Below are 25630 nucleotides of genomic sequence, written 5' to 3' on the forward strand. Positions count from 1 at the left end.
GTACCTGTATGACCTTGTAAAGGTTGCCCAATTGGGTTGCCCAAAATGTTCCACAGGCGCACCGTTTTGTCGTCACTGCCAGTAACAATCATCTTGCCATTGGGACTTATAGCAACAGATTGGACAGCATCTGTATGACCTTGTAAAGGTTGCCCAATTAGGTTGCCCAAAATGTTCCACAAGCGCACCGTGCTATCTTTACTACCACTAACAATCATCTTGCCATTGGGACTTATAGCAACAGATTGGGCAGTATCTGTATGCCCTTTTAAGGGCTTCCCAATCGGGTCAGAAATGTCCCACAAGCGCACCGTGCTATCTTTACTACCACTAACAATCATTTTGCCATTGGGGCTTATGGCAACAGATTGGACAGTATCTATATGCCCTAGTAAGGGTTGCCCAATCGGTTTACCCGAAGTATTCCATAAGCGTACTGTGTTGTCATAATTACCGCTGACAATGGTCTTACCATCAGGGCTGAAGGCAATAGATAAGACAGCACTCGTCTTATCTGGAACCAGTTGCCCAATTAGTTTGCCCGAAATGGCCCATAAGTGTATTATCCCGTCGTTCCTGCCACTGGCTATCACCTTACCATCAGGACTGATCGCAACAGACCAGACATGGCTCTTTTTATCTGGAACCAGTTGCCTAATCGGTTTGCCCTGTAAGTCCCACAAGCGCAGCGTGTTGTCCTTACTACCACTGACAATCATCTTGCCATCGGGACTGATCGCAACAGACCAGACAGCATTTGTATGTCCTTGAAATGGTTTTCCAATCGGTTTGCCCTGTAAGTCCCACAAGCGCACCGTGCCATCCTCACTGCCGCTAACAATCATCTTACTATCGGGACTGATAGCAACAGATTGGACTGGAAGTTTGTGACCGCTTAAGGGTTGCCTGATTGGTCTGCCCTGTAAGTCCCACAAGCGCACTGTGTTATCTTCACTAGCACTAATAATCATCTTGCTATCAGGACTGAAGGCTACAGATGTGACAGGGCGTGTATGTCCTTGAAATGGTTTCCCAATCGGGTTGCCCTGTAAGTCCCACAAGCGCACCGTGTTATCATCACTAGCACTAACAATCATTTTGCCATCGAGACTGAATGCCACCGAGCGGACAAACATTGTATGACCTGTAAAAATGTTTCGTTCTCTGTTTACTTGTATTGCATTAAGTAAGCTAAATTTCACAGGGTTAAGTATATTCCACGGCATCCATGAACGGTTCTGATCTATAGCCTGGATTGCCAGAACGAGTCCATCTATAGGGGTGGCATTTAGCAGATTTTCTACTCTAGCTGCTTTTTCACGTAAAAGCGAAAACTGTAGTTGAATAAAAGCAAAAATGGTTAATCCAGACAGCGAGGCAATTACTCCAGTTACAATACCAATTGTGCGACGACTGTTGTTTTGTCTCCTCTGGACGCTGCGCCTTATAAACTCAGCCTCTACTCGGTTAAACCAGTTGTCATTAGAATTGAGTACCTGCTTCAACAAATCCAAGCGTGGATCGGCATTCCAGAGAAACTTAGCCTGTTGCTGACTTTTCCACTCAAAAGCCGCAGGTGTCAGCCGCCGTTGTAAAATTAAACTTTCCTGTTCCTGTTGTTTCCAACTCAGTAGCTTTTGCCATCCCCGCACTAAAACATCATGGGCAGGCTCAACATACTCCTGATTCTTTATATCTCGTCCTTTCACTAACAAGCGAGCAGCGACAAAGCGCTCAATTACTTCCTTGACTCGCGCATTTTCTGGCTCTGGATACTCTAGTTCATTACATAGCACCCGTCTGCGAGCCAACTCACCTCCACCCACTGCCACCATCCGCAGCATCACATGGCGCACAGTTCGCTCGTATGCTAAATCGCGCTTCTTCAACTCCTCATATTCACAGTCCGCTCTTTGGGTGAGACTTCGCGCCACTCCCCCCAGTTGTTCATAATCTTCCTGAGTAATCGCCCGATTATTCCGTTTGCCTTCTTTGACACTTTTGATGTACTTGAGATAAAGCTCACTTAAGGTAAAAGAAAGCAGGGGCAGCGCTCCTGGCATCTGCACCACTTCATCAATCAAGTCGTCTACCAGCTTTGGCGGCTCGAAATACATCACCTTAGCGGTGGCGGGTTCTACAATAGCTTGGCGTAATTCCTCCCGCGTCATCACTGGGACAATAAATCGCGCCCCACTCCAATAAGGTTCTAAAGCAGTCTCTCTAAATTGGGGTTCAAAGTCACTTCGCAGTGTCAGCACAATCCGTAACCAATCAGGAAAGGCTTTGAGCGCCCTTTCCAAACCCTTGAGAAACATTTCCCGCACAACTTCATCCCGGCTGAGAGTGACTAATTCTTCAGATTGGTCAATGACCAGCAACAGCTTTGAGTTTGGGTAAAGTTCTCTCCAAGCCACCAAGTTGAAAGACAGGTTCTGCAAGCCTTGTTCATACCACAAGGTATTGTCGCTACTGTTGCCCTCTTTGCTTGCGTCCCCAGAAGTCAGGTCATCAGTCGCCTGATTGGGAATAGCAAAAACAGGTAACTTTTCTCGTTCCAGTGCCTGGTTCAAAGCCCGGAAGGGAGACTCTCCCGGACGGATGGTTTCTAAGACACGCCATTGCTCCCGCTGTTTCTTCAACTGTGGAATCAATCCCGCTTTGACCAAACTGGATTTCCCTGAACCCGAAGCCCCTAGTACCACCGTCAACGGATGGTTAGTCACGAAGTCTTGCAGCGTTTCGATTAACGCTTTTCTGCCGAAAAACTTGTCGCTGTCGCGTTCTTCAAATGACTCTAACCCTTTGTAAGGATTCGCTTTTTCGTCGAGTTTGGGGGCTTCCTCCAGTTTATTTGCCTTAAAACCAGGGATGGGAAAGATATACTCTCCCTTGTTATGACGTTTGAGTTGACTAAAGCCTGGGGTTTGTTTGGCACTTGTATTGCCCAACTCACCGTGAATGTAGACGTACAATTCTGTGGCTGTGATCACACCGTCACATCTAAAATCGGCTTCTCCAGAGAGTCCCTTCAAGAGCAATTCGGCAAAGGGAGAGTGTCCCTCATGCTCACTGCGCTGTCCAAAACGATACAAGGAATCGGCAGCTTTTTCGTCATCGGCGGCAGAGGTAATCACCTGCTGGGCATAACCAGAGATGAAGCGCTCATAGCGTTCGCGATACATTTTTTGCGCTCGTACCGCATCTCGTTGTCCTGCCCAACGAAATGCCCCAGCAAAGCAGCAGTCAAGGATAACTAACAAATGACGGCAAGGCAGTGCTAGTAAGGCATCATGCAGTCGCTTCATCGGTAGCAAGCTGTTGTCATTATCCATCCGCGCATCTTGAGGCACCAGAAAACCCATAGGACCATCGGCGTTGTCCAGTGCATCTAGGGCGATGCCGTGTCCAGCAAAGTAGAACAACAGGCGGTCATCGGGGTGAAGTTGGGTTTTACTGCCATCAGGTAAAGGGAGTGTCTGTTGCTCAAAGGCAGCAAAGAGTTCCCTGAGCTGCGTACCAGTGGCATCCTCATCCAGCAGTCGCAGGACTTCGTATTGGTATTTGGTTTCTAGGATATGAGCGATTTTTCTAACGTCATTGACAGCAGTTTTGAGCGCTGGGATGCCATTGACGTATTGATTAATCCCGATAACTACTGCCAGACTGCGTTTAATTTCTGCCATAGATGCAATCGCTCATGTAACTTGCAGATTTTTCGTGTTAGCGTAGCGGCACGGAATCTGGATTGTCATTACTCTTACTAAGAATTAATGACTAATGACTAACGATTGACTGGTTTTCCCTTGCTTGGCTGAATCGGGTTGGGGTGATCGCTTCAACCTCGTTAAACCAAAAATTGCTCCTGCCAGCAGCAATACAATTGCCCCAATCACTGCACCATTTAACCAACTCCGAGTCTCAGCTTCTCGATCAATGTTGTCTGGTGCAATTGGCTCAGACACCGGAGGTTGTTCAGATATCAAAGGTAGAGGAGGTTGGATGGATGGGCGATGCTGGCTAGGCTCTTGGTTCGATACAGTAGTCACAGCATCTAGGTTAGGTGGGAGAGCGATGAGATTACTTTCTTCTGGAGGCATTGAAGAAGCGATAGACGAAGCCACGCCCTCCGGGTTAATTGCCTCTAATGGAGGTTGGGGTTTGCGACTTGGGCTAGAGTGGAGAGCGTTCGCTAAGGCATCCAAACCCGCCTTAGTTGTGAAGTAGGTGAGATGGTCGCAGGCAGCATCGGGTAGTAAAATCTTAGGCTGAGGCGATCGCGTAGCACTGACACTTTTGATGCTGGCTAAAGTAACAGCAATATCGTTAGGTTGCTCAAAAAACGTCAGATTGACGACTTTGTCCACAGCCTTGCCAAAGAGCCTCTCCATGAGTCGCTTTAACGAGCTAGAATCCTTCCCCAGTTGGGTTTCCATAGCCGCTGGGACAATAGAGCGGTCACCCGCAACAATCGTATAAGGAACGTGGGGGTCTGAGTTTTGTGCGATCGCTTTCAGAAAGGGAGAGTCTGGCTGCATTTGCTCTAGAGAATAGTCGTTACTCTCCAGAAATTGAAGTAAGTCAGCCACTACTTTAGTTGGCCAGACAATTGCCGAAAGTTGATTGAGTCCTATACCTAGGGCAGCAAAAATCCAATCCTGTACAGCAGGCCAAGGAGAGCCACCGTTCGGCGTGCCTAACATCACTAAGTGTTGAACTATTTGATTACCGCCTTCTCGCTCAATAAACCAACGAGAGACTAACCCCCCCATTGAGTGAGCCACAATATGCAGCTCTTTTCCGTGGTTGGGTCCCAAACCTACAGCTTCCAGCCGTTGCCTGAGCAATCGTCCATTCTCCTCAATTGTCGTTTGGAGATTCTCGTAGTCGAACCCTAAGACAAGGTCATACAGTTCGCTCAAGTGTCGCTGTTGTCCATCCACATCAACTGTGGCGCGTCGGATACTGGGAACCATACTTTGCGTATCCCCAATAATGCCATGAATGTACAGCACTATCTTCTGGGCTTGAGCAACCTGCGCCTTTACTTTCTCCTGATTTTTCTCATAAACTACTGTCTCATCATCCCTGACCTCGGCTGCCGATAAAATGGGGTACTCAAATGGACTGCCCAACTTTTGGCTCACCACTTTTTGAAAGAAGATACGGATTGAACCCTGCAAGCTGCGGCTGCTTACTAAGGGTTTGGGCAATCGCTCCAGGGTAATCTCAGTCTTGCCTTGTTCAGTTGTCACCCCTTGACCTAATGGCAGGAAAAACTCACCATCAAAAGCGATCGGCAAGAGGTGTTCACCCTCCGCCAAGGCTGTATCAACCACCAACTTAAGAGGAGCTTCTGGTGTCACAACCGTGTAATCTTGTACATCATTTAGCTCCAAGGCACTCAAGCCTGGATCACTGCCTCTAGTGGTTGTGAATTGAAACGTTTCAGTTAGAGCCGAGTCTTGCCGTAGAATAGCTGGCAGAATCAGATTTCCTAAATCTCTACTAGCCTGCGGTATGGTAGTGAGCGCCGCTTTAGCTTGCAGACTAGGATGGGGTTGCAACTCAACCACACCCTGCTGTAGAACAGTGCTTTCGTTAGACTGAAGGACTCTCCCCTCCTGGGGTCGCACGACTGTAAACGTAACGGCCTTCGTCATCCAATCATCGTAGTTTCCTCCGGAGCGCACGACCTCACGAGTATGTACTCCGCTCATTAAACGGTTGAGCGTACCTTGCCCGAATCCTCTAGTGCCGAAAGGAGGCAAGTCCAGCGCCGGTTGCTCTAGTAAACTGGCATCAAAATCTGTAGTGCTGACAATCAGCTTGAATACATCCTTATACTCAGTAATGCCCTGCTCCAAGAAGTCCTCTGGGATGACAAACACAAGGTCATCAAAGCTGCTCTCAACTGTTCCGTCTCCTTCTATGCCTTTGGGTGGAATCCGTAGACTACTTCTCTCGTCAAAAAAGGGGACACTTACAGAGAAGCTCTCTGAAATATCGATGACATTACAGAAGAGCGTTTTCTGACTGTGATTGGTTAGTTTTATTTTTATTTTTGGTGGTATCCATTCACCATTTTCATAGCTGTACTCCACACGTTGCTCAGCAGCACCTTTTGTAGAATCATTCTGAGGTGATGCCGATGTATCTCGCCCAGAAAGGATGATAACTTCCATCTCCACATCATTGGGTTTAATTCGACTGGTAGCGGGGCTGGAGAGTTCGAGAATATTATTCCAACGGGCGATATGTTCTAAGCGCTGAATAACCTGCTGTGCACGTTCAGAGGTGTAACCCGCCTCATCCGGTTTTACAGGAATTGGCGCAACTAAAGGACGGTCATCAGTCGGCTGTGTAATCCCGTACTGACCATTACGAACTAGCAGATTGTAATCAGCATCCGTACCTACGTCTACTTGATGTACGAATAATGAATGTCCTCCATCAGGTCCGGCTGATAAGAGGGCTTGGCGTACCAGTTCGATGCCGACTTCTTCACCGGGTTCGCCTTTAATAAAAACCTTCAAAGGAGGTAGTGGGAGAGCGGTTATAACTGCCCAATAGCTTTCGTTTTCGGATAATTGAAGCTCCGGTGGACTCGCTTCGCTAACGCTACCCTTGGTAATCTGCACTTTGCTGCGTTGTGGCATCACCTGAGTAACTTTAGCTTCCCCAAGAGCCTTTGAGAGTTGGCGTAACTGTTCTGGAGTACTTCCGGCTGGAAAGATAGCTAAAAAGGTATCTCCCGTTGTGGGTTTAAGGATACCGTGCAGCACTCCACCATCAATTACCCAACTATTCTCATTCTTACTACGGCTTAAAGTGAAGTAGAAGGGGCGTTCGGGAATTGCACCACCCAAGAACGGTTTGTTTAACTCTTCCGGGTCAATTGCTTCAACTTGAGGCGACTGCTCCCTGACTTTACCGCTTACCAGAGCATTAAGATTTCTGGCTAAATCTCGATAGCTTATGCTGCCATTGGTTCGCTGTAGAGTTTGCAGGAGGAAATAGGAAAAAGCACCTCTATGTTGACCATCTTCTCCCTTATATTCCTTCGCCAGCTCATAATCTCGACAGGCAGAGAACATAACGTGCTTTCCCTTAGGTAACACGACACCAGCCGTCTTCCTTTCAAGGTTACGAGAAGAGGTTAATAGTTCATCTAAGACCGTTTTTTCTTCATTAAAAATAAAGCTGCTCAAAGAGCGATCGCGAGAATCCACAGGACCACGACGCACGGTTACATCTGAAGCTAAATCTCTCGTTCCAGTACCCGAATGACAGCAGTCTAAAATAAGCAAAACATGGGGGTTATTCTTAGCAACTTTTGAAATTAGGTACCCTAATTCCTTATCAGCTAAATCTCGACCATCTGGTGTACGGCTGTCATGGCAAACTAAAGTTTCATCCAAATAATCTGGCTCTAAATTCCAAAATTCTTCGGGTGCCTTCTCTTGAGCGCCATGACCTGAATAGTAAAAGAACACGACATCTTCACTGTCAGCGTTGCATAGGTGCTGTTGAAAGCCTTTGATAATTTCCTGACGAGTCGCCTGCTCGTTTGTGAGTACCCAAGGCAGATCATCCGGTTCTACCAGGTTCCATTCACCCTCCTTAGTCCGCTCCCGAAGATATTCTTCTATAGCCCTGATATCATTAACGCAACCTTTTAGCAGTGGTACTGGGGGAACTGAAGCCGGATCGTATTCATCGATCCCAACCAGCAGTGCATAGATGTTCTTCGCCATATTTACCCCACTTCGTCAGTTTTTTTAGAAATTACTGATACATTTTTTCGCTAAATCCCTGTTACAGATAATAGAAATGCTATTAGGCTCCATGAAGGTGAGTACATAACGAAACCTAATAGTCTCTTTCCTCCGTCAACCTCAACACTTTCAGGACAGGCACTGTCTTTGTTCACTACCATAAAGCTCAACAATTACGAGTCCTACCAATAATTAGAGGTAATCGCAAGAATTTATAGTAGTCTCTTACACCGACAGTGCCTCTAGCTCAATTTACAACCCTAGTTCTATACGAGTTGCTGCTCCAACAACACCATCCGCCGTTAAACCCTTCTGCTGTTGGAATTGCTTGACGGCTTTATCGGTACCGGAACCAAACACGCCATCGGCTGTAACACTAATCTTCACCTTAACTAAGGCTTCTTGAACTTGGCGGACATCGTCACCCTGCATATAAGGTTTGCTCAGACGCAGTGTCCTTGTTGTCAGTCTCGAAGCCGTTTCCACCGTGCTTACGCCAAAGCCTGCTATGGCTGATTTATTGAGTCGGGATAGAGTAGCCTGACCACAGTCACCATCTTCTGCAATACGGTCATTGGGATTGTACCGATTCCACAACCGTTGGAAAGCCTTAATGGCAATATTGCTAATATCTGATCTTCCCCCTCCTTTATAGTCAAAGTGGGGAGGGTCACCCCGAAGTGGTCGCCAACCCTGCTTTATGAAGAACGGCTCCCAACCGCGTGGGTCATCGACATCTAAGGCTAGACCATCCTCATGGTTGCTGGTACTTGGACGAGCGGCTATAGGAATACCGCACTGTCCATTTCTGTATTGGTTGTACAGCATGAGTTGCTGAGGAAGGGTGCGGTAAGCCGAGTTGATCACCAGCGTTTGACCGCGAGCGCTAATAACGCGAGCCAGTGCCTCTTTTGCCTCACGCTGAAGGAATGGGTTAACCGCTGCACTCTTATTTTGCACATTTAGGTCGGTAAAGCTCACCAGGCAATTGGCTTCTATACTGTTCATCTCCTCAATGATCTGCTTAGAAAGCCCGCTAACCACAGCGGTTGAGCAGCCAGGTGCTTGCTGAACCGTAGTTTCGAGACTTCGAGTTGCCTCATCAAGCGCTCGACTCACCTCTTCGAGGTCATTATTAATCTCGTTTATCTCTCCACAAGGCTCAATAATGCCTCTGTCTTCAGTTTCTTCATTACTGTTTTCCTTCGTGATTTCGTCTTCGCTCATTGCTACCTCCAAGATATTTAATAGGGGAATTTTTTCGTATTTGAAACTAGAATTTGTATGAGCTTCTACAAATTATTAATGGACTCTCTTAGTCCTATACGTTCTGTAGGTGGAGCTTCATTAACACGGCTCAACCATCCATCCAAAAAGACTCGCTAGCTCGGATTGCGAGCCACTCTCTCTTTATGAAAAGAGACTCTTCTATCAATGATTTCTTCAACTTCATAAACTACCTTACTGATTAGATAAATTAATCGATTTTGTTTCTTTTTAAATTCCGAAAAATGACTTCCAACAACTTTTCGATTTGTACAGGTTTGATGAGATAATCATCGGCTCCTAGTTGCCAATCACGGGGGCTTTTGTGCAGGTCAGCCTCAGAGGCTATAAAAACAACAGGAATCTTAACCGTTTCCAAATCTTCTCGTAGATCGTTTAGAACTCTGTAACCATCTAGTTCGAGTAGATTAATGTCACAAATAATCAAACTTGGCTGAAGTTCCTTTGTTAGCTTTAAACCCTCTAATCTGTCGGGTACACTAACGATATCAAAACCTTCATCTTCTAATAAATCAAAAATACCTAAGTCTGATTTGTCATCAGATTCAATTATTAATATTAGGTTTCTCAATGTATCATCCTCAATAGGATAATTCTTATAAGCTTTCGGTAAAACAGCCTGATCAGATAGGCTATAAAAGGTTAAATTGCTTAGCATTTTAGTTTTAATCTCACATCCGTCCTTTGAGTGTCACAAGCGAAGAAGTTAGTGGAGCCGAAGGCTATCAACGTCTGCCTTGTAAGGGATTTCAAAGCTCAAGCCGATACCACGAAGCGAGAAATGTTGCTCGTAGTGCGTAGGTAATCGCTTGACTCAACTCTTGCCTCAGTAGCAGACAGGCAAGTGGCAGCTAAAAGCGTTCAGGATAGTTCCTGTGCCCTATAGTCTTTCCAACTGTTTCTTAATAGGTGTAAGTGAAATCAACTTATACACTTGTCAGATGCGATGTGATTGAAGAGTCAGTTTTTCAGTGAGCTTTCCTTGAGTTTTCCCTGAATTCTCGACTAACTGTATAAGCTCAAGATGCTGGCATTTATTTAATTAATGCAACTACTATATATAAGCTCAGGTAGTGTGAGGTGAACGCAGTAGCTATGGGTGCTTCATCAAAATACTGGAAAATTTGCCGCATCAGTCTAAAGAGTGAAACAGATGCCTATGAGTACTGTCTAGTTCCGACTGCACAGGAGTTTGTTCACAAACAAGTTCCCAATTCTCAAAATGAGGATATGCAAGCTGCTCTGAATTCCTATTTCTACGGCAATAACTCTACTGTTGATACGACAAGCCGTGCTTTGGCTGGACTTTGTCTGAGGTGTTATGTTTCTGACCCCATCCTCAAAGCCTGCAAAAAAATCGACAATCTGTTCTCTGGTGAAAAGCAATTCACCTACCAGGATTTGCTGCCCTTTGTACTCAATGACGATGGTCAAACTCTAGTCATACTAGATAGGGATGGTAAAACTCAACTCATCCTGGATGACTTGGGTGAAGTTAAGACAACGGCTTATAAATTTTTTACGGTTGAGATATTGCGAACATTTAAGCACAACTCAAGCCGTCGGATGAGCTTAGACAATTGGGCTTACTTGCAAACTAGACAAAATCCAGAACTAAAAAATTTTTTATCGGAGTTTGGCTTTAAAGCTCTTAGTGACTGGGCGCTATTGAATAGAGCTAAAGCCAAACAGCTTGAACGTTTATCCTCTCGATCGCGCACTAGCGTAGAAATCTTTCATGCCGTCTACCGTCGAGACAGATTTGGGCAACGGCAGGCGGGAGTAAGAAAATGTCCAGACCCCTCAAGCGCTCAACTTCAAGAAATGCTAACCCTCTTGCAGGAACGAAAGGTCATCATCAACAGCCCAGTTGAGTTGATGAAAGAACTTAAACAGATAGCAACAGAGTTACGGCAGTATGATATCTGGAGTTACAGAGAATCTCTGGATATCTACGACCCTGATACGGGAAGTTATACACCTAGAGCGGATTTACCTACTGATTCCTTAAATGAATTAGATGTGGAACGGCGGGAACTGATGGATTTTTTGCATCAGCAACTAAAGTTAGCTTTGGCTGGTGCGATAGAGCAAGAGATTCGTGCTTCCATTACCAAATTGGAAAAAAGTAAAACCTATGCTCCTCTAGCTAAACAATTCATTCCTGGTTTGCAACTATATTACTGTCAGGGCTTGTCTCTTAAGGAGATTGCTCCCTTATTGGGAATGAGCAGTTGGGCGCAAGCTAGGCGTGTGTTGAATCCGGGAGACCTTCTCAACAAGGTTCGGGCTGCGTGCGTGGAACAAGTTCTCGACAAGACGCTAGAAAAGGCAAGAGATAAGGGGCTGACCAAAATTCCTCCCGAACCCGACTATCTCAAAACCTTGCTTGAGCAAATTAAAGATTTTGTTGATGAAGAAGTCTTCTCTGAGGCAGTAGAAGAAATCCAAGCGGGAAAGAACCGTGAGATGAACAGCTTATATGCACAGCAACTTCGCCTTTATTTTGAACAACATATAATAAACACATATCAGGAATCCCGTCATGGTTAGTTCCCCGGTTAATCCAACTGATTTTGGACTTTTGCCGCCAGAAATAATCTGGCTTGAACCCGAACATTTCGATAGGGCAATAGAGATTACCGACTCTGTGAAGAGTGAAGCGCACAAGTGGCAAACTTATTTGAATGCTCTAGCACTACTTGGCTTTGAGGAATGGCTAAGAGAACGAACACCCAATAAAACAGTTAATCGAGATACCAACTTAATTGAGTCTGTTTGTTATCTCAAGGTTGGTGAGTTTAAACTTTGTCTGATTGCCGCCGAGCACCTGCTTGATGAAGTGGTAAATGTACCTCAAGATGCCATAGAGCAACTTGGATTGGCAGCTCATTTCTATGTAGTGCTAGAGGTATTAGAAGAGCAGGAACAAGTAATTGTTAGAAGCGTTGGGTGTTACGACCAACTGGTTAATTATCTTCGTAGGAGCAATTTACAACTCTTAAGGGATAGTTTTTACCAGCTACCGCTATCTTTATTTGATGCTGAGCCAAATGACCTTTTGGTCTACTGCCGTTTATTGGAGCCGACTGCTATATCTTTACCTGTTGCCTCAACCAGTAGTCAAGTTGCAAACGAAGGTATTACTCCCTCTGCTCCCTCTGCACTGGGAGTTCCGCCTGTTTCCGAATTACCGACATACCTGAAGGAAACCAGAACTAAGTTGAGCCAATGGTTACAGGGTATCTTTGACTCTGGGTGGCTGGGCTTGGACGCACTTATCAGCCCAGAAGCCAATTTAGCTTTGAGTACTAGGAATGCCCAATTGGGTATGAAGAGAGGCAAACTTATTGACTTAGGGATGCAACTTGGCAATCAAACTGTCGCGCTGCTAGTGGCGATCGCAGAAGAACCCCAGGAGAAATTAGCTATCTCGATCCAGTTACATCCGACGGGTGTAGAAAGGTATTTGCCGCCTCTTCTCAAACTAACTTTGCTGTCTAAAGTCGGTAAAACTCTCCAGGAAGTCACTTCAAGAGTTCAAGATAACTACATTCAATTGAAACCCTTTAAAGGTGAACCTGGAAAACACTTCAGTATTGAGGTAAGTATCGAAAATGTCAGCCTTAGAGAAGACTTTGAGCTGTAAAATGATTGACGCTCCCAGACTAAACCAAAAGTTACAGCAGTTTTCAAGTTGATGAAGTACACAACTGAGTCTGAAAGCTAGAGATAAAACCTGTTCTACTCCTGACTCCTGACTTCTGAATTCTGCTGTATACGTCTTGTAGCTTAAACCAATGGCTAAAGTTGAAGGGAAAGAACTTGGCAAGAAAACAGCCTGTATTTTTCCGCACTCTACAACCCATTTGTCAGTCTCAACACTTAGGTAGAAGTTGGATAGCTAAGCTTCTACTGGCGCTGATGACGGCATTCCTCTGCATAGTAGTGTCGCCTGTTTTGGTAAAAGCTTCTGCTGTCCACTCTACTGTGCAAAATTTGACAAGCAGCCTGGGGAGGACGCAAGACCTCGTGCAACAGGGTAAAACACTTTATGATGCAGGACAGTTTGCTGAAGCCGTCAATGTCTTGCAACAGGCGGCTGCTGATTTTAGAGCCACTGGGGATGGATTGAGGGAAGCCATGACGTTGAGCAATCTCTCCTTGGCTGATCAGCAACTCGGCTTGTGGGTTGAGGCAGAAAAAGCGATTACTCAAAGTCTCAATCTATTACAAAATTCGGATAACTCTAAAGAGCGTTCTGCAATCCTAGCCCAAACGCTCGATGTTCAAGGACAGTTACAATTGGCACGAGGGAAAGCTGAAGCCGCACTAACGACTTGGCAACAAGCCGCTGATATTTATCAGCAAATAGGTGATAGCAGGGCATTAACCCGCAACCGCATTAACTCGGCTCAAGCTTTGCAAGCGTTGGGGCTTTACCGTCAAGCTAAGAAGATTTTAACCTCTGTGGAGCAAAGCCTCAAAAACCAACCCGACTCACTTCTGAAAGCTAGCGGACTGCGTAGCCTGGGCAACGTCCTGCAAGTCGTTGGCGATTTAAAGGAATCCCGACGGGTATTGGAGCAAAGTTTAGCACTTGCTTCATCGTCGTCATCTGATCGAGACATCAGCGAGACTCTATTCAGCCTAGGCAACACAGCCCGTGCCCAGCGAGACACTTCTTCGGCTAAGGATTACTACCAACAGGCAGCAAGTGCATCGGTTGACCTAATCGCACGCATTCAGGCTCAGCTAAATCAACTTAGCCTACTTATAGAGACAAAGCAATTTCCTGATGCCTCGGCGCTGTCGTCCCAAATTCAATCTGAGATTAGCAACTTGCCCCCCAGCCGGATGGCAGTTGATGCCAAAATTAACTTTGCCGAAAGTTTGATGAAGTTAAACACAGGGGAAAGCGAGAGGAGCTTGAGTGAGGATGGGAGAACTTCCCCCCCTCACAAAATTGCCCAACTATTGGCGCAAGCCGTCCAGCAGGCGCAAAGCTTACAAGACAAGCCAGCAGAATCTTATGCCATTGGTACTCTCGGCGAATTGTATGAAAAAACGGACCAGTTCTCCGATGCCCAAAAGCTCACCGAGAAAGCTTTGTTCATAGCCCAGAGTGTTAATGCATCGGATATCGCTTATCAGTGGCAATGGCAACTGGGACGTGTACTCAAGCAGCAGGGAGATATTAAAGGTGCGATCGCTTACTATTCTGAAGCCTTCAAAACCCTCCAATCTCTGCGTAGCGATTTAGTTGCCATCAATCCAGACATTCAGTTTTCTTTCACAGAAAGTGTGGAACCCGTGTATCGGCAGTTTGTTGAATTGCTGTTGCAATCTCAGGAAAACTCCACACCCAATCAAGACAATCTCAAGCAAGCTCGTTTTGTAATTGAATCTCTGCAATTGGCAGAACTGGACAATTTCTTTCGGTCAGCTTGTGTAAATCCAAAACAGGAACTTGACCCGCTGATTGACCAAAAAGACCAACGAGCAGCAGTTATCTATCCAATTATTTTGCCTAACAGTCTAGATGTTATTCTCAAGCTGCCTAACCAAGACTTGCGCCACTATAGGACTATAATCGCCCAAGATAAAGTGGAAGGCATTGTAGAAGACCTGAGGGAATACTTAAAAGATGTAACCCGGACGGCTCAGGTGAAGCAGCAGTCCCAACAGATATATGACTGGTTAATTCGACCTGCTGAAACGGAGTTAGCCAAAAGTGACATCAAAACTTTAGTGTTTGTCCTGGATGGTGCGTTGCGGAACGTGCCGATGGCAGTTCTCTACGATTTTCAACAGCAGAAATATCTGGTTCAGAAGTATGCGATCGCCTTAACTCCTGGGTTGCAACTCCTTGACCCCAAACCCTTGCAACAGATACGGTTAAACGCCTTAACTGCCGGAGTGATGGAAGAACGCACTATTGACGGTCGAAAGTTTCTCCCCCTCGAAAATGTACCACGGGAATTAGAGGGCATCCAGTCTGAGGTACCCAGTAGTAAAGAACTTTTGAATCAGCAGTTTACCGAAACGAACCTGCAAAACGAGTTGATGGCGGCTCCCTTTTCAGTCGTTCACCTAGCAACTCACGGCGAGTTCAGTTCCGATCCTGAAAAAACCTTTATTCTCACCTGGGATGCGCTGCTCAATGTCAATGAATTTGATAACTTACTGCGAGATAGCCACGAAAACAGGTCTAGCATTATTGAATTACTCGTCCTGAGTGCCTGCAAAACCGCTGAAGGAGACAAGCGAGCTGCCTTAGGATTGGCTGGAGTCGCTGTGCGGGCGGGGGCACGCAGTACGCTAGCAACATTATGGTCAGTGGACGATCGCTCGACTGCCGATTTGATGAGTGAGTTCTACCGAGAGTTGAACGCTGGGGTGAATAAAGCCGAAGCACTCCAACATGCCCAACTTGCTGTTTTTGCGTCTGAAAAAAGCCCATATTTCTGGGCACCCTTTGTTCTGGTGGGGAATTGGTTGTAAGAGAATTTTTGATTTAGGAATTACCTACTGTACAAAAAGACCGTATTTGCCTATTTGCTTCCTACCTACTTAAAAAAACTCTTATTTTTTCTCCATAAGAGAGTTAAGGAAAGGAGTTCTGGAAGTGTGCAATGCCGCTAATTTGGTTTCCTGAAGATTGATAAAAGACTTGGTTCTTACAAGCGAACGACGAGAGCGTTGAGATATGGGAAAGGCAAAATTTTCAAGCATTTCTTGGAAATTATCTACTTGGTCATCAACTAGCCCAGCCGATACTGCCTGACTATTAGAAAGATAGTTTCCAGTAAGTAAACAGTAATTTGCAATACTTAAATTGGCTTTGCTTTTAATCATTCCAAACCCTCCTAGTCCAGGTACGATGCCAATTCTTATCTCGTGAAGCGCGAATTGAGATTTTGGTGTCGCAATAATAAAATCTGAAGAAAGCGCCCATTCAAATCCACCCCCGCGACAAATTCCATCAACAAAAGAAATTGTGGGTATAGCACACTCAATAAGGCGTTGATAACTATTGGCTATTTTGTCATAGATTTGGGTTTCTCCGTTTTTTAATTGCTTAACCGTTTCTCCAAACATCTCTTGTAAAGAAAATCCGTCTGAGAAATAGTTAGGTATTGTGCTATTAAAAATTAGGCAGCGAGTGACATTATTGCTCACTACCTCATCAACTACTGAAGTGAGTAGTTGAATATTTTCTGGATTAAAAGTATTACGTTCATTCAAGGCAAAATTGATACATGCTACACGCTGTGAATAAAAATACTCCACACTAACAGTTTTTGTGCCATCTTCTCTTGACAAAGAAACCTGAGTATGCATAAAAAATACCTATCAGTAAAATGAACTCTTCTACTTATCCAATAGGTGAAACCTCGGTTTACTTATACAGCATCAGAGAAGTTGAAGCTGTGAAGGCAGCCCTGTATCTGCGGCTCAAAAGCATTACCAGCAAAGTGTTTGGCGCTATCTACAATTCACATCCCATCTGACAAGTGTATAAGTTGATTTCACTTACACCTATAAAGAATTCAGTTGAAAAATCAATAGTTTCCAGAAATTGCTTAACGATAGAAGAAGGTGCTTGATGTAACATAGAGGAGCTTTCGGTAATGCTAGGGTGACTGAGGCACTTATAATCTGACTATTCTTTTGTCAGACACCTATGAGTAGGTTAGTGGTTTTAAGCTTGGGTCAAGGTAACCTACACCAAGGTTTGCCTGCTGTTACGGCACAGCTTGGGGAACCAGATAACTCCTACCGGATGAAATTTACTGCTAGTTTACCTGCCGCACCAGAAATTTCCGAACTTTATCGAAATTGGCAGTCGCTCTATCGGGCTTTCTATCAACGACATAGTTTGCGTGTTGGTAGCGAAGAACTTGAAGAAAATTACGATGATTTTGAAATTGAAGAAGCTTACATAACTAATGTTTCTGAAGTCGATCTAACTCATTTATGCCAGCAGTTTACAAACAGCATTAATGCCTGGCTCCAGTCAACAGAGTTTCGCAAGATTGACCAACAATTACGTACGCAACTAAAACCATCTGAGGAAATTCGCTTCATTATTGAAACGAACGATGATTTACTGCGGCGAATCCCCTGGTATCTGTGGAATTTCTTTGAGGATTACCCTCTGGCGGAAGTGGCATTAAGTGCTTCTGAATATCAACAACCGAATAAATTACCTACAAAAATTCGGATAGGGAAAGTTAGAATTTTAGCTATATTTGGCAATAGCAAAGGAATTGAGATTAGTCAAGATAGAACTTGTTTAGAAAACTTATCAGCTCAGGCAGAAATTGAATGTTTAGTAGAGCCAAAGCTAGACCAGTTCAATGACAAACTTTGGCACCAAGATTGGGATATTCTCTTTTTTGCAGGTCATAGTTCCAGTCAAGAAAAAGGTTGTCTTCAACTCAATCAAACAGACACGATTGCCCTTGACCCATTAAAGTATGCTCTCAAACAAGCGATTAGTCGTGGGCTGAAGCTAGCGATTTTCAACTCCTGTGATGGTTTAGGGTTGGCGCAGCAGCTACAAGATTTGCAGATTCCGCAAGTCATTGTCATGCGAGAACCTGTGCCGGATAGGATAGCTCAAGAATTTTTAAAGCATTTTTTAGCTGAATTTTCACGGGGACAGTCTTTATATGTTGCGGTGCGTTTTGCACGAGAAAGACTGCAAGCACGAGAGGGAGAATATCCCTGCGCCACTTGGTTACCAGTAATTTGCACCAATCCTGCCGAACCGCCAATGATTTGGCAACAGCAGCGAACTCGGACTGAAGTCGTAGACGAGGCAGACGATTTAGCGGTACCTCCCGCCGTTAGCGCCAGAGCGAAACACAAAAAACTTCGAGTGGTAAGGAGAAACACCGCCCCTGGAAACTTCAGCAGCGAGTCTGTCTCCAGAACAGCAAAGCAGAACCCGTCCACCAGACATCGCTCCTCTATTACAAGCGATCGCCATCTCCAAACCCTATTGGTAGCGAGTGTGCTTGTAGCCGCTTTGGTGATGGGAGTGCGCCATCTGGGGATGCTACAACCGAGGGAGTTGCAGGCTTACGACCATTTAATGCAACTGCGAAGTGCAGATGAAAAGCCAGATTCGCGTCTGTTAATTGTCACTGTTGATGACGCGGATATTCAGTATCAACTCCAGAAAAAGATGAATATGCGATGGTCGCTATCTGACCAAGCACTGGCTCAACTTTTGCAAAAACTGGAGCAGTATCAACCAAGCGCTATTGGTATAGATATTTATCGAGATTTTTCTGTTGACCCCGATTATCCGGATTTAGCGACTCGTTTGCGACAGGATAAGCGCCTATTTGCCGTGTGCAAAGTTTCTGCTCCTAGTGATAGCGCACCTGATGGCACTCTCCCCCCTCCTGAAGTCTCAAAAGAACGCCAGAGTTTTAGTGATTTTGTGGCGGACAGCGATCGCATTGCCCGTCGCCAGCTTTTGCATTTAACCCCTCCCCTAGAATCTCCCTGTGCGGCAAAGTATGCTTTTAGCTATCTTCTGGCACGGCACTACCTGAATGAACAAGGCATCAAGGCGGACATCAATCGAGAACGGAACTTGCAAATTGGCAATGTTGTGTTTAAGCGATTAAAATCCCACTCTAGCGGCTACCAAGGAGTGGATGCATCGGGTTATCAACTACTGCTCAATTATCGCTCCCTGCCTTCTCTCCAAAATATTGCTGATCGAGTCGCTCTCAGAGACGTTCTTAGTGACCAGATTAACCCTGAGTTATTGGAGTCTGTGAAGAATCGTATCGTCCTAATTGGCGTTACCGCCCCAAGTTCTTCTGATTATTGGGAAACCCCCTTTAGCGCTAGCGCACCAGACGAGGAAAAGCAAATACCAGGAGTGTTTGTGCAGGCGCAGATGGTGAGCCATATTTTGAGTGCCGTTCTGGATGGCAGACCTTTATTTTGGTGGTGGTCTGGGTGGGTGGAAGCGCTTTGGGTGTGGGGATGGTCATTGCTGGGAGGGGCTATAGCGTGGCGTATTCGTCAACCACTCTATCTGGGGTTAGGTATTACTGTTGCGCTGTTGACAGTTTTTGGCATCTGTTTTGGTATATTTACACAGGCAGGCTGGATACCTCTGGTTCCATCGGCATTGGCATTGGTGTCTTGTGCAGTGGTGTTGAAGGTACTCCCGCGCCCCCATCCAAGCAGCAGCAAGAAACGTTTGCAGGCTGAACTACGAGCAAAAATATGTCACCTCAAAAGCCGATGAAACTTGCTGGTGTTATTCCTTTGCTAGTCCTAATGCTTGCAAGTTACCCACCAGGTGTACAGGCAGAGCTAGCGCGATCACTAAACGCACCGTCCTCTGGACGATCGCTCAGCAATATCGTTGCTAACACACCAATCCACCTGGCACAGAATTTTCCAGATGAAGGCGATCCTAAGGGTCGCCGCCGAGGAGGGACAAGCCGTCGTGAGGGTTGTCCTGCCCTGAAAACGCCTATTACTGCCTTGGTACCGGGTGAGGAAACTAACGGCACATCGTTCTTGGCATCAACAGTCGCTGAGTATCCAACCTTTTGGGTTTATGTTCCTGAGTTACCCACGAACCTACGCTCTGGAGAGTTTGTGTTGCAAGATGAAGAGGGTAACGATGTGTTTAGGACACCGCTCACCTTGCAAGGATTGCCCGGAGCGATCGCGATCGACCTGCCGTCAAATCCACAATATGCTCTCAAGCAAAACTCGAAGTATCACTGGTTCTTCCGAGTTTATTGTGGTGACCCACAAAATCATCCCGAATATATTTTTGTTGACGCATGGATGCAACGGGTAGCGCTAACTCCCGACCTTCAGCGGCACTTGCAGACAGCAAAACCACGGGAGTACACCGCTTACGCTGCCCATAATGTCTGGTACGATGCTGTGACCAATTTAGCTGAACTACGCCGCACTAATCCAGACGATCGCGTCCTAACTGAAGAGTGGACTAAGTTGTTGAAAGCTGTTGGTTTGGAAGAACTTGCAAGAGCGCCCATTGTTCAACATTACACGCCGGAATAATAAGTTATAGTTCTGGAAATTATCAGCTTGGGCTGATGGGAGAGGGGTGTACTATGTCCAGAATAGCCCGATACTGGTGGCGTTGGTGCGGTCAAGTTGTGGCGTTAGGGAGTGGGCTGGTGCTGGGGGGAACGTTAGCAAAGCTACCTGTGATTGCCCAAGGGACACCAGCAAAGCTGAGCGAGAGATTTGCTTCTAGTGGAGATTATGTATTAGCCCAGATCGTACCCGATCGCACTTTACCCAGTAATTCTAGCGTCAGTTCGCAGGACAACATCAGAGTTATTTCTGAAGGAACTCAAGCCGGAAGCAACCTGTTCCACAGCTTTGAAGAGTTTTCTGTACCTACTGGAACGGAAGCTTACTTCAACAATACCCTGGATATTCAGAACATCTTCAGCCGCGTGACAGGTAGGTCGATATCGAATATTGATGGGCTGTTTCGTGCTAACGGAACGGCAAGTCTATTTCTGCTCAATCCTAATGGAATTATTTTTGGCCCTAATGCCAAGTTAGACGTTGGCGGTTCGTTTGTTGCAACTACGGCAAGTAGTTTCAAGTTTCCCGATGGTAGCGAGTTTAGTGCCACCAATCCCCAGGCACCACCGTTACTGACGATTAATGTAACTCCGGGGTTGCAGTGGGGAGCAAGTACGCCAGGAGCAACTATTACCAATACTGGAAATTTAGCAGCAGGACAAGACCTGAGCTTGGTGGCTGACTTTCTTGACTTGCAGGGTCAGTTACAGGCTGGGAGAGATTTAACACTCTTAGCACAAGATACAGTACAGGTGCGCGACACTGTGACGACACCGCTTTTAGCGCAAGCGAGTGGTAATCTCACCATTCAGGGCAATCAAGGAATAGACATCTTAGCGCTGAATCACCCAATGCAGATACCGTTTGTGAGTGGGCGTAATCTGAGCTTAATCAGCGATGGCATTATTTCTCTTGATGCTCGTATGAGCAGTGGTGGCAGTTTTTCCCTCACAAGTGTATCGGGAGAACTGGCAAATATGGTGAGCTTTTATGACCCGATTATCAGTGCCAATGGTGATGTGGATGTGGCGGCTAACTATACAGGAGCATCACTGTTAGTCGAAGCAAGGGGTAATATTCGCTTCCAAGGTGATATCAACATCACCGGACCAGATACTAGCACTTTGCCTCCTGGACCAGATACTGCAATACTTAGTACGAGTTCAGCATTAATCATGCGATCGGGGCAGAGTACTCTAGCTTATGGCGCTGCCAATTCTGGTGCAGTACCTGCCTATGGCACTGAGCCTGTGCCTGCTGGAATTACGATAGGTGGGAATGTTATCTTACAGCCGTTTAATGGGACTGGGGGAACAGTGACGCTATCGGCGGCATCGGGGAATGTGAGTACCCAGAGGGTTACTACTAATGGTGGCGCGATTAATATTAACAGTGCTGGAGCGATCGCTACTAATGGACAAGCCCTGGACACTAGGAATGGGGCAAACAACGGGGGTGAGATTACCCTTGTCGCCAACAACGGCAGCATTACCACTGGCAATTTGAACTCTGACTCGTACTCTAATTCTGGCAGTGCCGGAAATGGAGGCGCGATTTACCTTAATGCCATGGGGGGAAGCATTATTACAGGTGATGTAAACTCTTCCTCTTTCTCTAATTCTGGCAGTGCCGGAAATGGAGGCGCGATTAGCATGAGCGCCAACAATGACAGCATTACCACCGGCTTGTTGGCATCTAACTCGTACTCTTATTCTTCTGACACAGGGGGAAGTGGAGCGGCGATTACCCTTCAAGCCGCCAACAGCATCAAGATCGCTGGCGATTTGTTTTCTTACTCGCGGTCTGATTCTGGCAATGCAGCAAATGGGGGCGCGATTAGCCTTGGTAGTACCAATGGTCGTATCACAACAGGTGATGTAAACTCTTCCTCATTCTCTACTTCTGGCAGTGCCGGAAATGGAGGCGTGATTAGCATGAGCGCCAACAATGACAGTATTACCACCGGCTTGTTGGCATCTAACTCGTACTCTTATTCTTCTGACACAGGAGGAAGTGGAGCGGCGATTACCCTTCAAGCCGCCAACAGCATCAAGATCACTGGCGATTTGTCTTCTTACTCGCTCTCTAATTCTGGCAATGCAACAAATGGGGGCGCGATTAGCCTTCAAGCCACCAACAGCATCAAGATCGCTGGCGATTTGTTTTCTTACTCGCGGTCTGATTCTGGCAATGCAGCAAATGGGGGCGCGATTAGCCTTGGTAGTACCAATGGTCGTATCACAACAGGTGATGTAAACTCTTCCTCATTCTCTACTTCTGGCAGTGCCGGAAATGGAGGCGTGATTAGCATGAGCGCCAACAATGACAGTATTACCACCGGCTTGTTGGCATCTAACTCGTACTCTTATTCTTCTGACACAGGAGGAAGTGGAGCGGCGATTACCCTTCAAGCCGCCAACGACATCAAAACAGGCGATTTAATCTCTTACTCTAATCAGTCTGGAACTGGCAATAGCGGGAATATCACCATCAACAGTATAGAGGGGACAGTAAATACGGGCGCTGTGGACGCGGGTACATTGGCGAACAACGGGGGAACTGTTCAGATTTCTGCTTTTAGGGATATTGGTATTAACGGCAAAATAGACACTTGGACGAATGGTTCTGGGAATGGGGGTAATATCACCCTCACAAGTACAAATGGTGCGATCGCAGTTACAGGCTACTTGGACTCTCGCACTAACTCTGGCAATGGGGGAAATGGCGGTGCAATTACCCTGAGCGCCGCCAACGACATCAATATCACTGGTTATTTGCACTCTTCCTCTGTGTCCGATTATCGCAGTAGGGGTGACGGAGGCGCGATTAACTTATCGACAACGGGAGGCAACATCACCACTGGTGGCTATTTGCGCTCTTACTCGGTATCTGTTACGGGCAGTGCAGGAAATGGAGGCAATATTAGCTTATTTGCTGCAAAAGACATCAATATCAATGGCGATTTGAGTTCTGACTCGCACTCTCGCTCTGTCACAGGGGGAAATGGGGGCGCAATTAGCATTTTTACCGCAGGGGGCAGTATTACCACTGGCTATGTGTTATCTGACTCATACTCAGATCTTCGAGAATACTCTGTTTCGGGCACAGGGGGACAGGGGGGCGCGATTAGCATTTTTGCTGCCAACACCATCAAGACTGATGCAATTAACTCCACAGGGGCGCAGGGAGGAAATATTACCATCTCAAGTTATGCGCCTTTCGCTTTAGATAATAGGGTCATCTCTAGCGATACCTTTGGCTCTGGCAAGGGAGGAGATATTCAGATTACTGCTCCTGCCATTTCCCTCACAGGAGGCGCACAAATATCCGCCTCCACTCATAGCAGTGGACGGGGCGGGGATATCACTCTTAGAGTCTCCGACAAAGTAGAACTGAGTGGAGCAACAACCAATCCTCCCAAAGGCGTTTTTAGCCCCGGATTTGCCACAATTTCAGCCGGGAACTACTTAGGCGGTTTTATTCCCACTGGTAATCTTCCTGTTGATAACATTGGTTTTCCTCTGCCACCTCCACCTGGAACCATATTTCCTAGCGGTGTGTTTACTCAGGCTACAATCGGCTCCACTGGCAGTGGTGGCAACCTGAGAATTGAAACAGGGCGACTGAGCATCAACGACGGAGCAGCCATTGCTACCACCACCTTCGGGCAAGGCAGCAATGCGGGCAACATCTCAGTGCTGGCTCATGACTCTATCTCGATTGCCAATGGCTCACTATTGAGCGGGGTAGCAGGAGGAGCGAGAGGCGATAGTGGCACGATTGACCTTCAAACTCGTTCCCTTTCTGTAACGGGAGGCGGAGTTGTGCAAACGCAGACCCTGGGAGAGGGAAATGCTGGAGCGATTCGCGTGAATGCAACTGATGCAGTCACAATCTCAGGCATCAACACCACTTCTAATCCTGTCATTCGCAGTGGTCTACGCTCAGGTAGTGGTGGCAGCAATGATCTGTTGGGGACAACAGACAGCAACATTGGGCAGGGTGGCGACATCAGCATCACAACGGGTATATTGAGCGTAGTTGACGGAGCCGTTTTAGATGCCCAAACCCAGAGTAACTCTAGCGGCGGCAACATTACCGTCAATGCCAATACCTTGAGTGCTGTCAATGGCGGCCAACTGCTCACCTCTACCTCTGGCGGCGGGGAAGCAGGTGACATCACGGTGAGCGCTTCAGAATTAAACTTGACTGGCTCCAATAGCGGTTTGTTTGCCCAGACAACCAGTACAGCAAACGCTGGCAACTTGACTATTCAACCACTTGGTGAGGGGCAGAACTTGACGGTTAATTTCCGGGATGGGGCGCAGATATCAGCATCCACCTCTAGCCGTGGTAATGGAGGAGACTTGAGGATAACTGCCCCTGAGTCTATCACCCTCACTGGCAATGGCTCTCTTATATCCGCTGAAACTTCTGGCAGTGGGACAGGCGGCGACTTAACCCTAAAAACCGGAACGTTGACGGTGAACGACAATGCACAAGTCACGGTAAGCAGTTCCCAGACCGGGAATGCAGGGTCAATAACCGTTGAAGCTGACGCTATCCGTCTCGACAACAAAGGAAAAATCAGTGCTGATACCTCTGGAGGTGGGGGGAATATTGAGCTGCGATCGCGCGACTTGATACTGCGTCATGGCAGCAGCATCACCACCAATGCCAGAGGAAGCAGTATCACAGGCGGCAACATCACCATCGACACTGACAACTTGGTTGCCGTTCCAAATGAAAATAGCGACATCAGTGCCAATGCTGAAGATAGCTTCGGCGGTCGAGTAATTGTCAATGCTTCTGGCATCTTCGGTACCCAGTTCCGCGATGCGCCCACACCATTAAGTGACATCACCGCCAGTTCTGAGCTTAGTCCTCAGTTCAATGGCACCGTGGAACTCAACACACCTGGTATCGACCTCAACCGAGGCTTAATGAACTTGCCAACTGCACCCGTTGACACCGAAGTGTCCCAAGTTTGTCAAGCGGGTACCCGTCAAAATCAAAACTCTTTCATCATCACTGGACGCGGCGGCTTGCCACCCAATCCCAGACAATTTCTTAGAAGTCGAGCTGTTGAGGTAGATTGGGTGACGCTGGACGCTCCGGCAAACAATCTTACCGAGGATGTCCAGAATAGGGAAAGACAACAGCAGAGAAGCGGCGAACAAACTTCAAAAAGTGCCAATAATGTCAATACTCAAAGCTCTGAAATTGTGGAAGCGCAGGGGTGGGTGGTGGAAGCCAATGGCAACATTATCTTAGTCGCAACGGCACCGACTGCCACGTCCCATAGTTCCTGGCATACACCAGCGGATTGCCGTACAGTTGAATCAACGAAACGATCAAACCTACTTGTGGAACGGGCGCACTAGAATTTATGAGCTTTTCTAGCGTCCTAAATGATATCTGCCAGGTCGGAGAATTTAAACGCTAGCGCC

12 protein-coding genes are annotated in these 25630 nt (G+C 46.6%); 7 read left to right on the plus strand and 5 right to left on the minus strand.

Features of this window, described 5'->3' with window-relative positions:
- The 4 genes from AC5JL3_RS06685 to AC5JL3_RS06700 all read right to left on the minus strand — a co-directional run.
- On the minus strand, window positions 1-3686 hold a 3686-nt coding region (locus AC5JL3_RS06685; protein ID WP_496073732.1), incomplete at its 3' end, for an nSTAND1 domain-containing NTPase.
- 84 nt (window positions 3687-3770) lie between these two features.
- Window positions 3771-7757: a DUF7379 domain-containing protein gene (locus AC5JL3_RS06690; RefSeq protein ID WP_496073733.1), complete on the minus strand. Its 3987-nt coding sequence runs from the start codon at window positions 7755-7757 to the stop codon at window positions 3771-3773.
- Between the two features lie 273 nt (window positions 7758-8030).
- Window positions 8031-9005 carry a peptidoglycan-binding protein gene (locus AC5JL3_RS06695; RefSeq protein WP_496073734.1) on the minus strand — a complete coding sequence of 325 codons (975 nt, stop codon included), beginning with the start codon at window positions 9003-9005 and terminating at the stop codon, window positions 8031-8033.
- Between the two features lie 250 nt (window positions 9006-9255).
- Window positions 9256-9723 carry a response regulator gene (locus tag AC5JL3_RS06700; protein ID WP_496073735.1) on the minus strand — a complete coding sequence of 156 codons (468 nt, stop codon included), beginning with the start codon at window positions 9721-9723 and terminating at the stop codon, window positions 9256-9258.
- 422 nt (window positions 9724-10145) lie between these two features.
- Here AC5JL3_RS06700 and AC5JL3_RS06705 point away from each other — a divergent pair, with 422 nt between their 5' ends.
- The 3 genes from AC5JL3_RS06705 (at window position 10146) to AC5JL3_RS06715 (ending at window position 15569) form a co-directional block, all read left to right on the plus strand.
- Window positions 10146-11618, plus strand: a complete 1473-nt coding sequence (locus tag AC5JL3_RS06705; protein WP_496073736.1) for a hypothetical protein — start codon at window positions 10146-10148, stop codon at window positions 11616-11618.
- A complete protein-coding gene (locus AC5JL3_RS06710; protein WP_496073737.1) occupies window positions 11611-12714 on the plus strand; it encodes a DUF1822 family protein in 1104 nt (367 codons plus the stop codon). Before AC5JL3_RS06705 ends, AC5JL3_RS06710 begins: the two co-directional genes overlap by 8 nt.
- Window positions 12715-12890: 176 nt before the next feature.
- Window positions 12891-15569 (plus strand): CHAT domain-containing protein, encoded by a 2679-nt coding sequence (locus AC5JL3_RS06715; protein ID WP_496073738.1) that lies wholly within the window; start codon window positions 12891-12893, stop codon window positions 15567-15569.
- Window positions 15570-15650: 81 nt separating this feature from the next.
- On the opposite strand, the gene AC5JL3_RS06720 is transcribed toward AC5JL3_RS06715, so the two are convergent.
- The gene (locus AC5JL3_RS06720; RefSeq protein WP_496073739.1) at window positions 15651-16409 is read right to left on the minus strand and encodes an enoyl-CoA hydratase/isomerase family protein; all 759 of its coding nucleotides are present in this window, start codon (window positions 16407-16409) and stop codon (window positions 15651-15653) included.
- Between the two features lie 20 nt (window positions 16410-16429).
- Here AC5JL3_RS06720 and AC5JL3_RS06725 point away from each other — a divergent pair, with 20 nt between their 5' ends.
- From AC5JL3_RS06725 to AC5JL3_RS06740, 4 genes are all read left to right on the plus strand, one after another.
- Window positions 16430-16579 (plus strand): hypothetical protein, encoded by a 150-nt coding sequence (locus tag AC5JL3_RS06725; RefSeq protein WP_496073740.1) that lies wholly within the window; start codon window positions 16430-16432, stop codon window positions 16577-16579.
- Between the two features lie 173 nt (window positions 16580-16752).
- On the plus strand, window positions 16753-19347 hold the full coding sequence (locus tag AC5JL3_RS06730; protein WP_496073741.1) for a CHASE2 domain-containing protein: 2595 nt from the start codon (window positions 16753-16755) through the stop codon (window positions 19345-19347).
- Window positions 19326-20141, plus strand: coding sequence for a DUF928 domain-containing protein (locus tag AC5JL3_RS06735; protein ID WP_496073742.1), 816 nt, complete (start codon window positions 19326-19328; stop codon window positions 20139-20141). Before AC5JL3_RS06730 ends, AC5JL3_RS06735 begins: the two co-directional genes overlap by 22 nt.
- 53 nt (window positions 20142-20194) lie before the next feature.
- Window positions 20195-25564, plus strand: a complete 5370-nt coding sequence (locus tag AC5JL3_RS06740) for a two-partner secretion domain-containing protein (RefSeq protein WP_496073743.1) — start codon at window positions 20195-20197, stop codon at window positions 25562-25564.
- The last annotated feature ends 66 nt before the right edge of the window (window positions 25565-25630 follow it).

It is taken from the genome of Symplocastrum torsivum, from assembly GCF_059505465.1.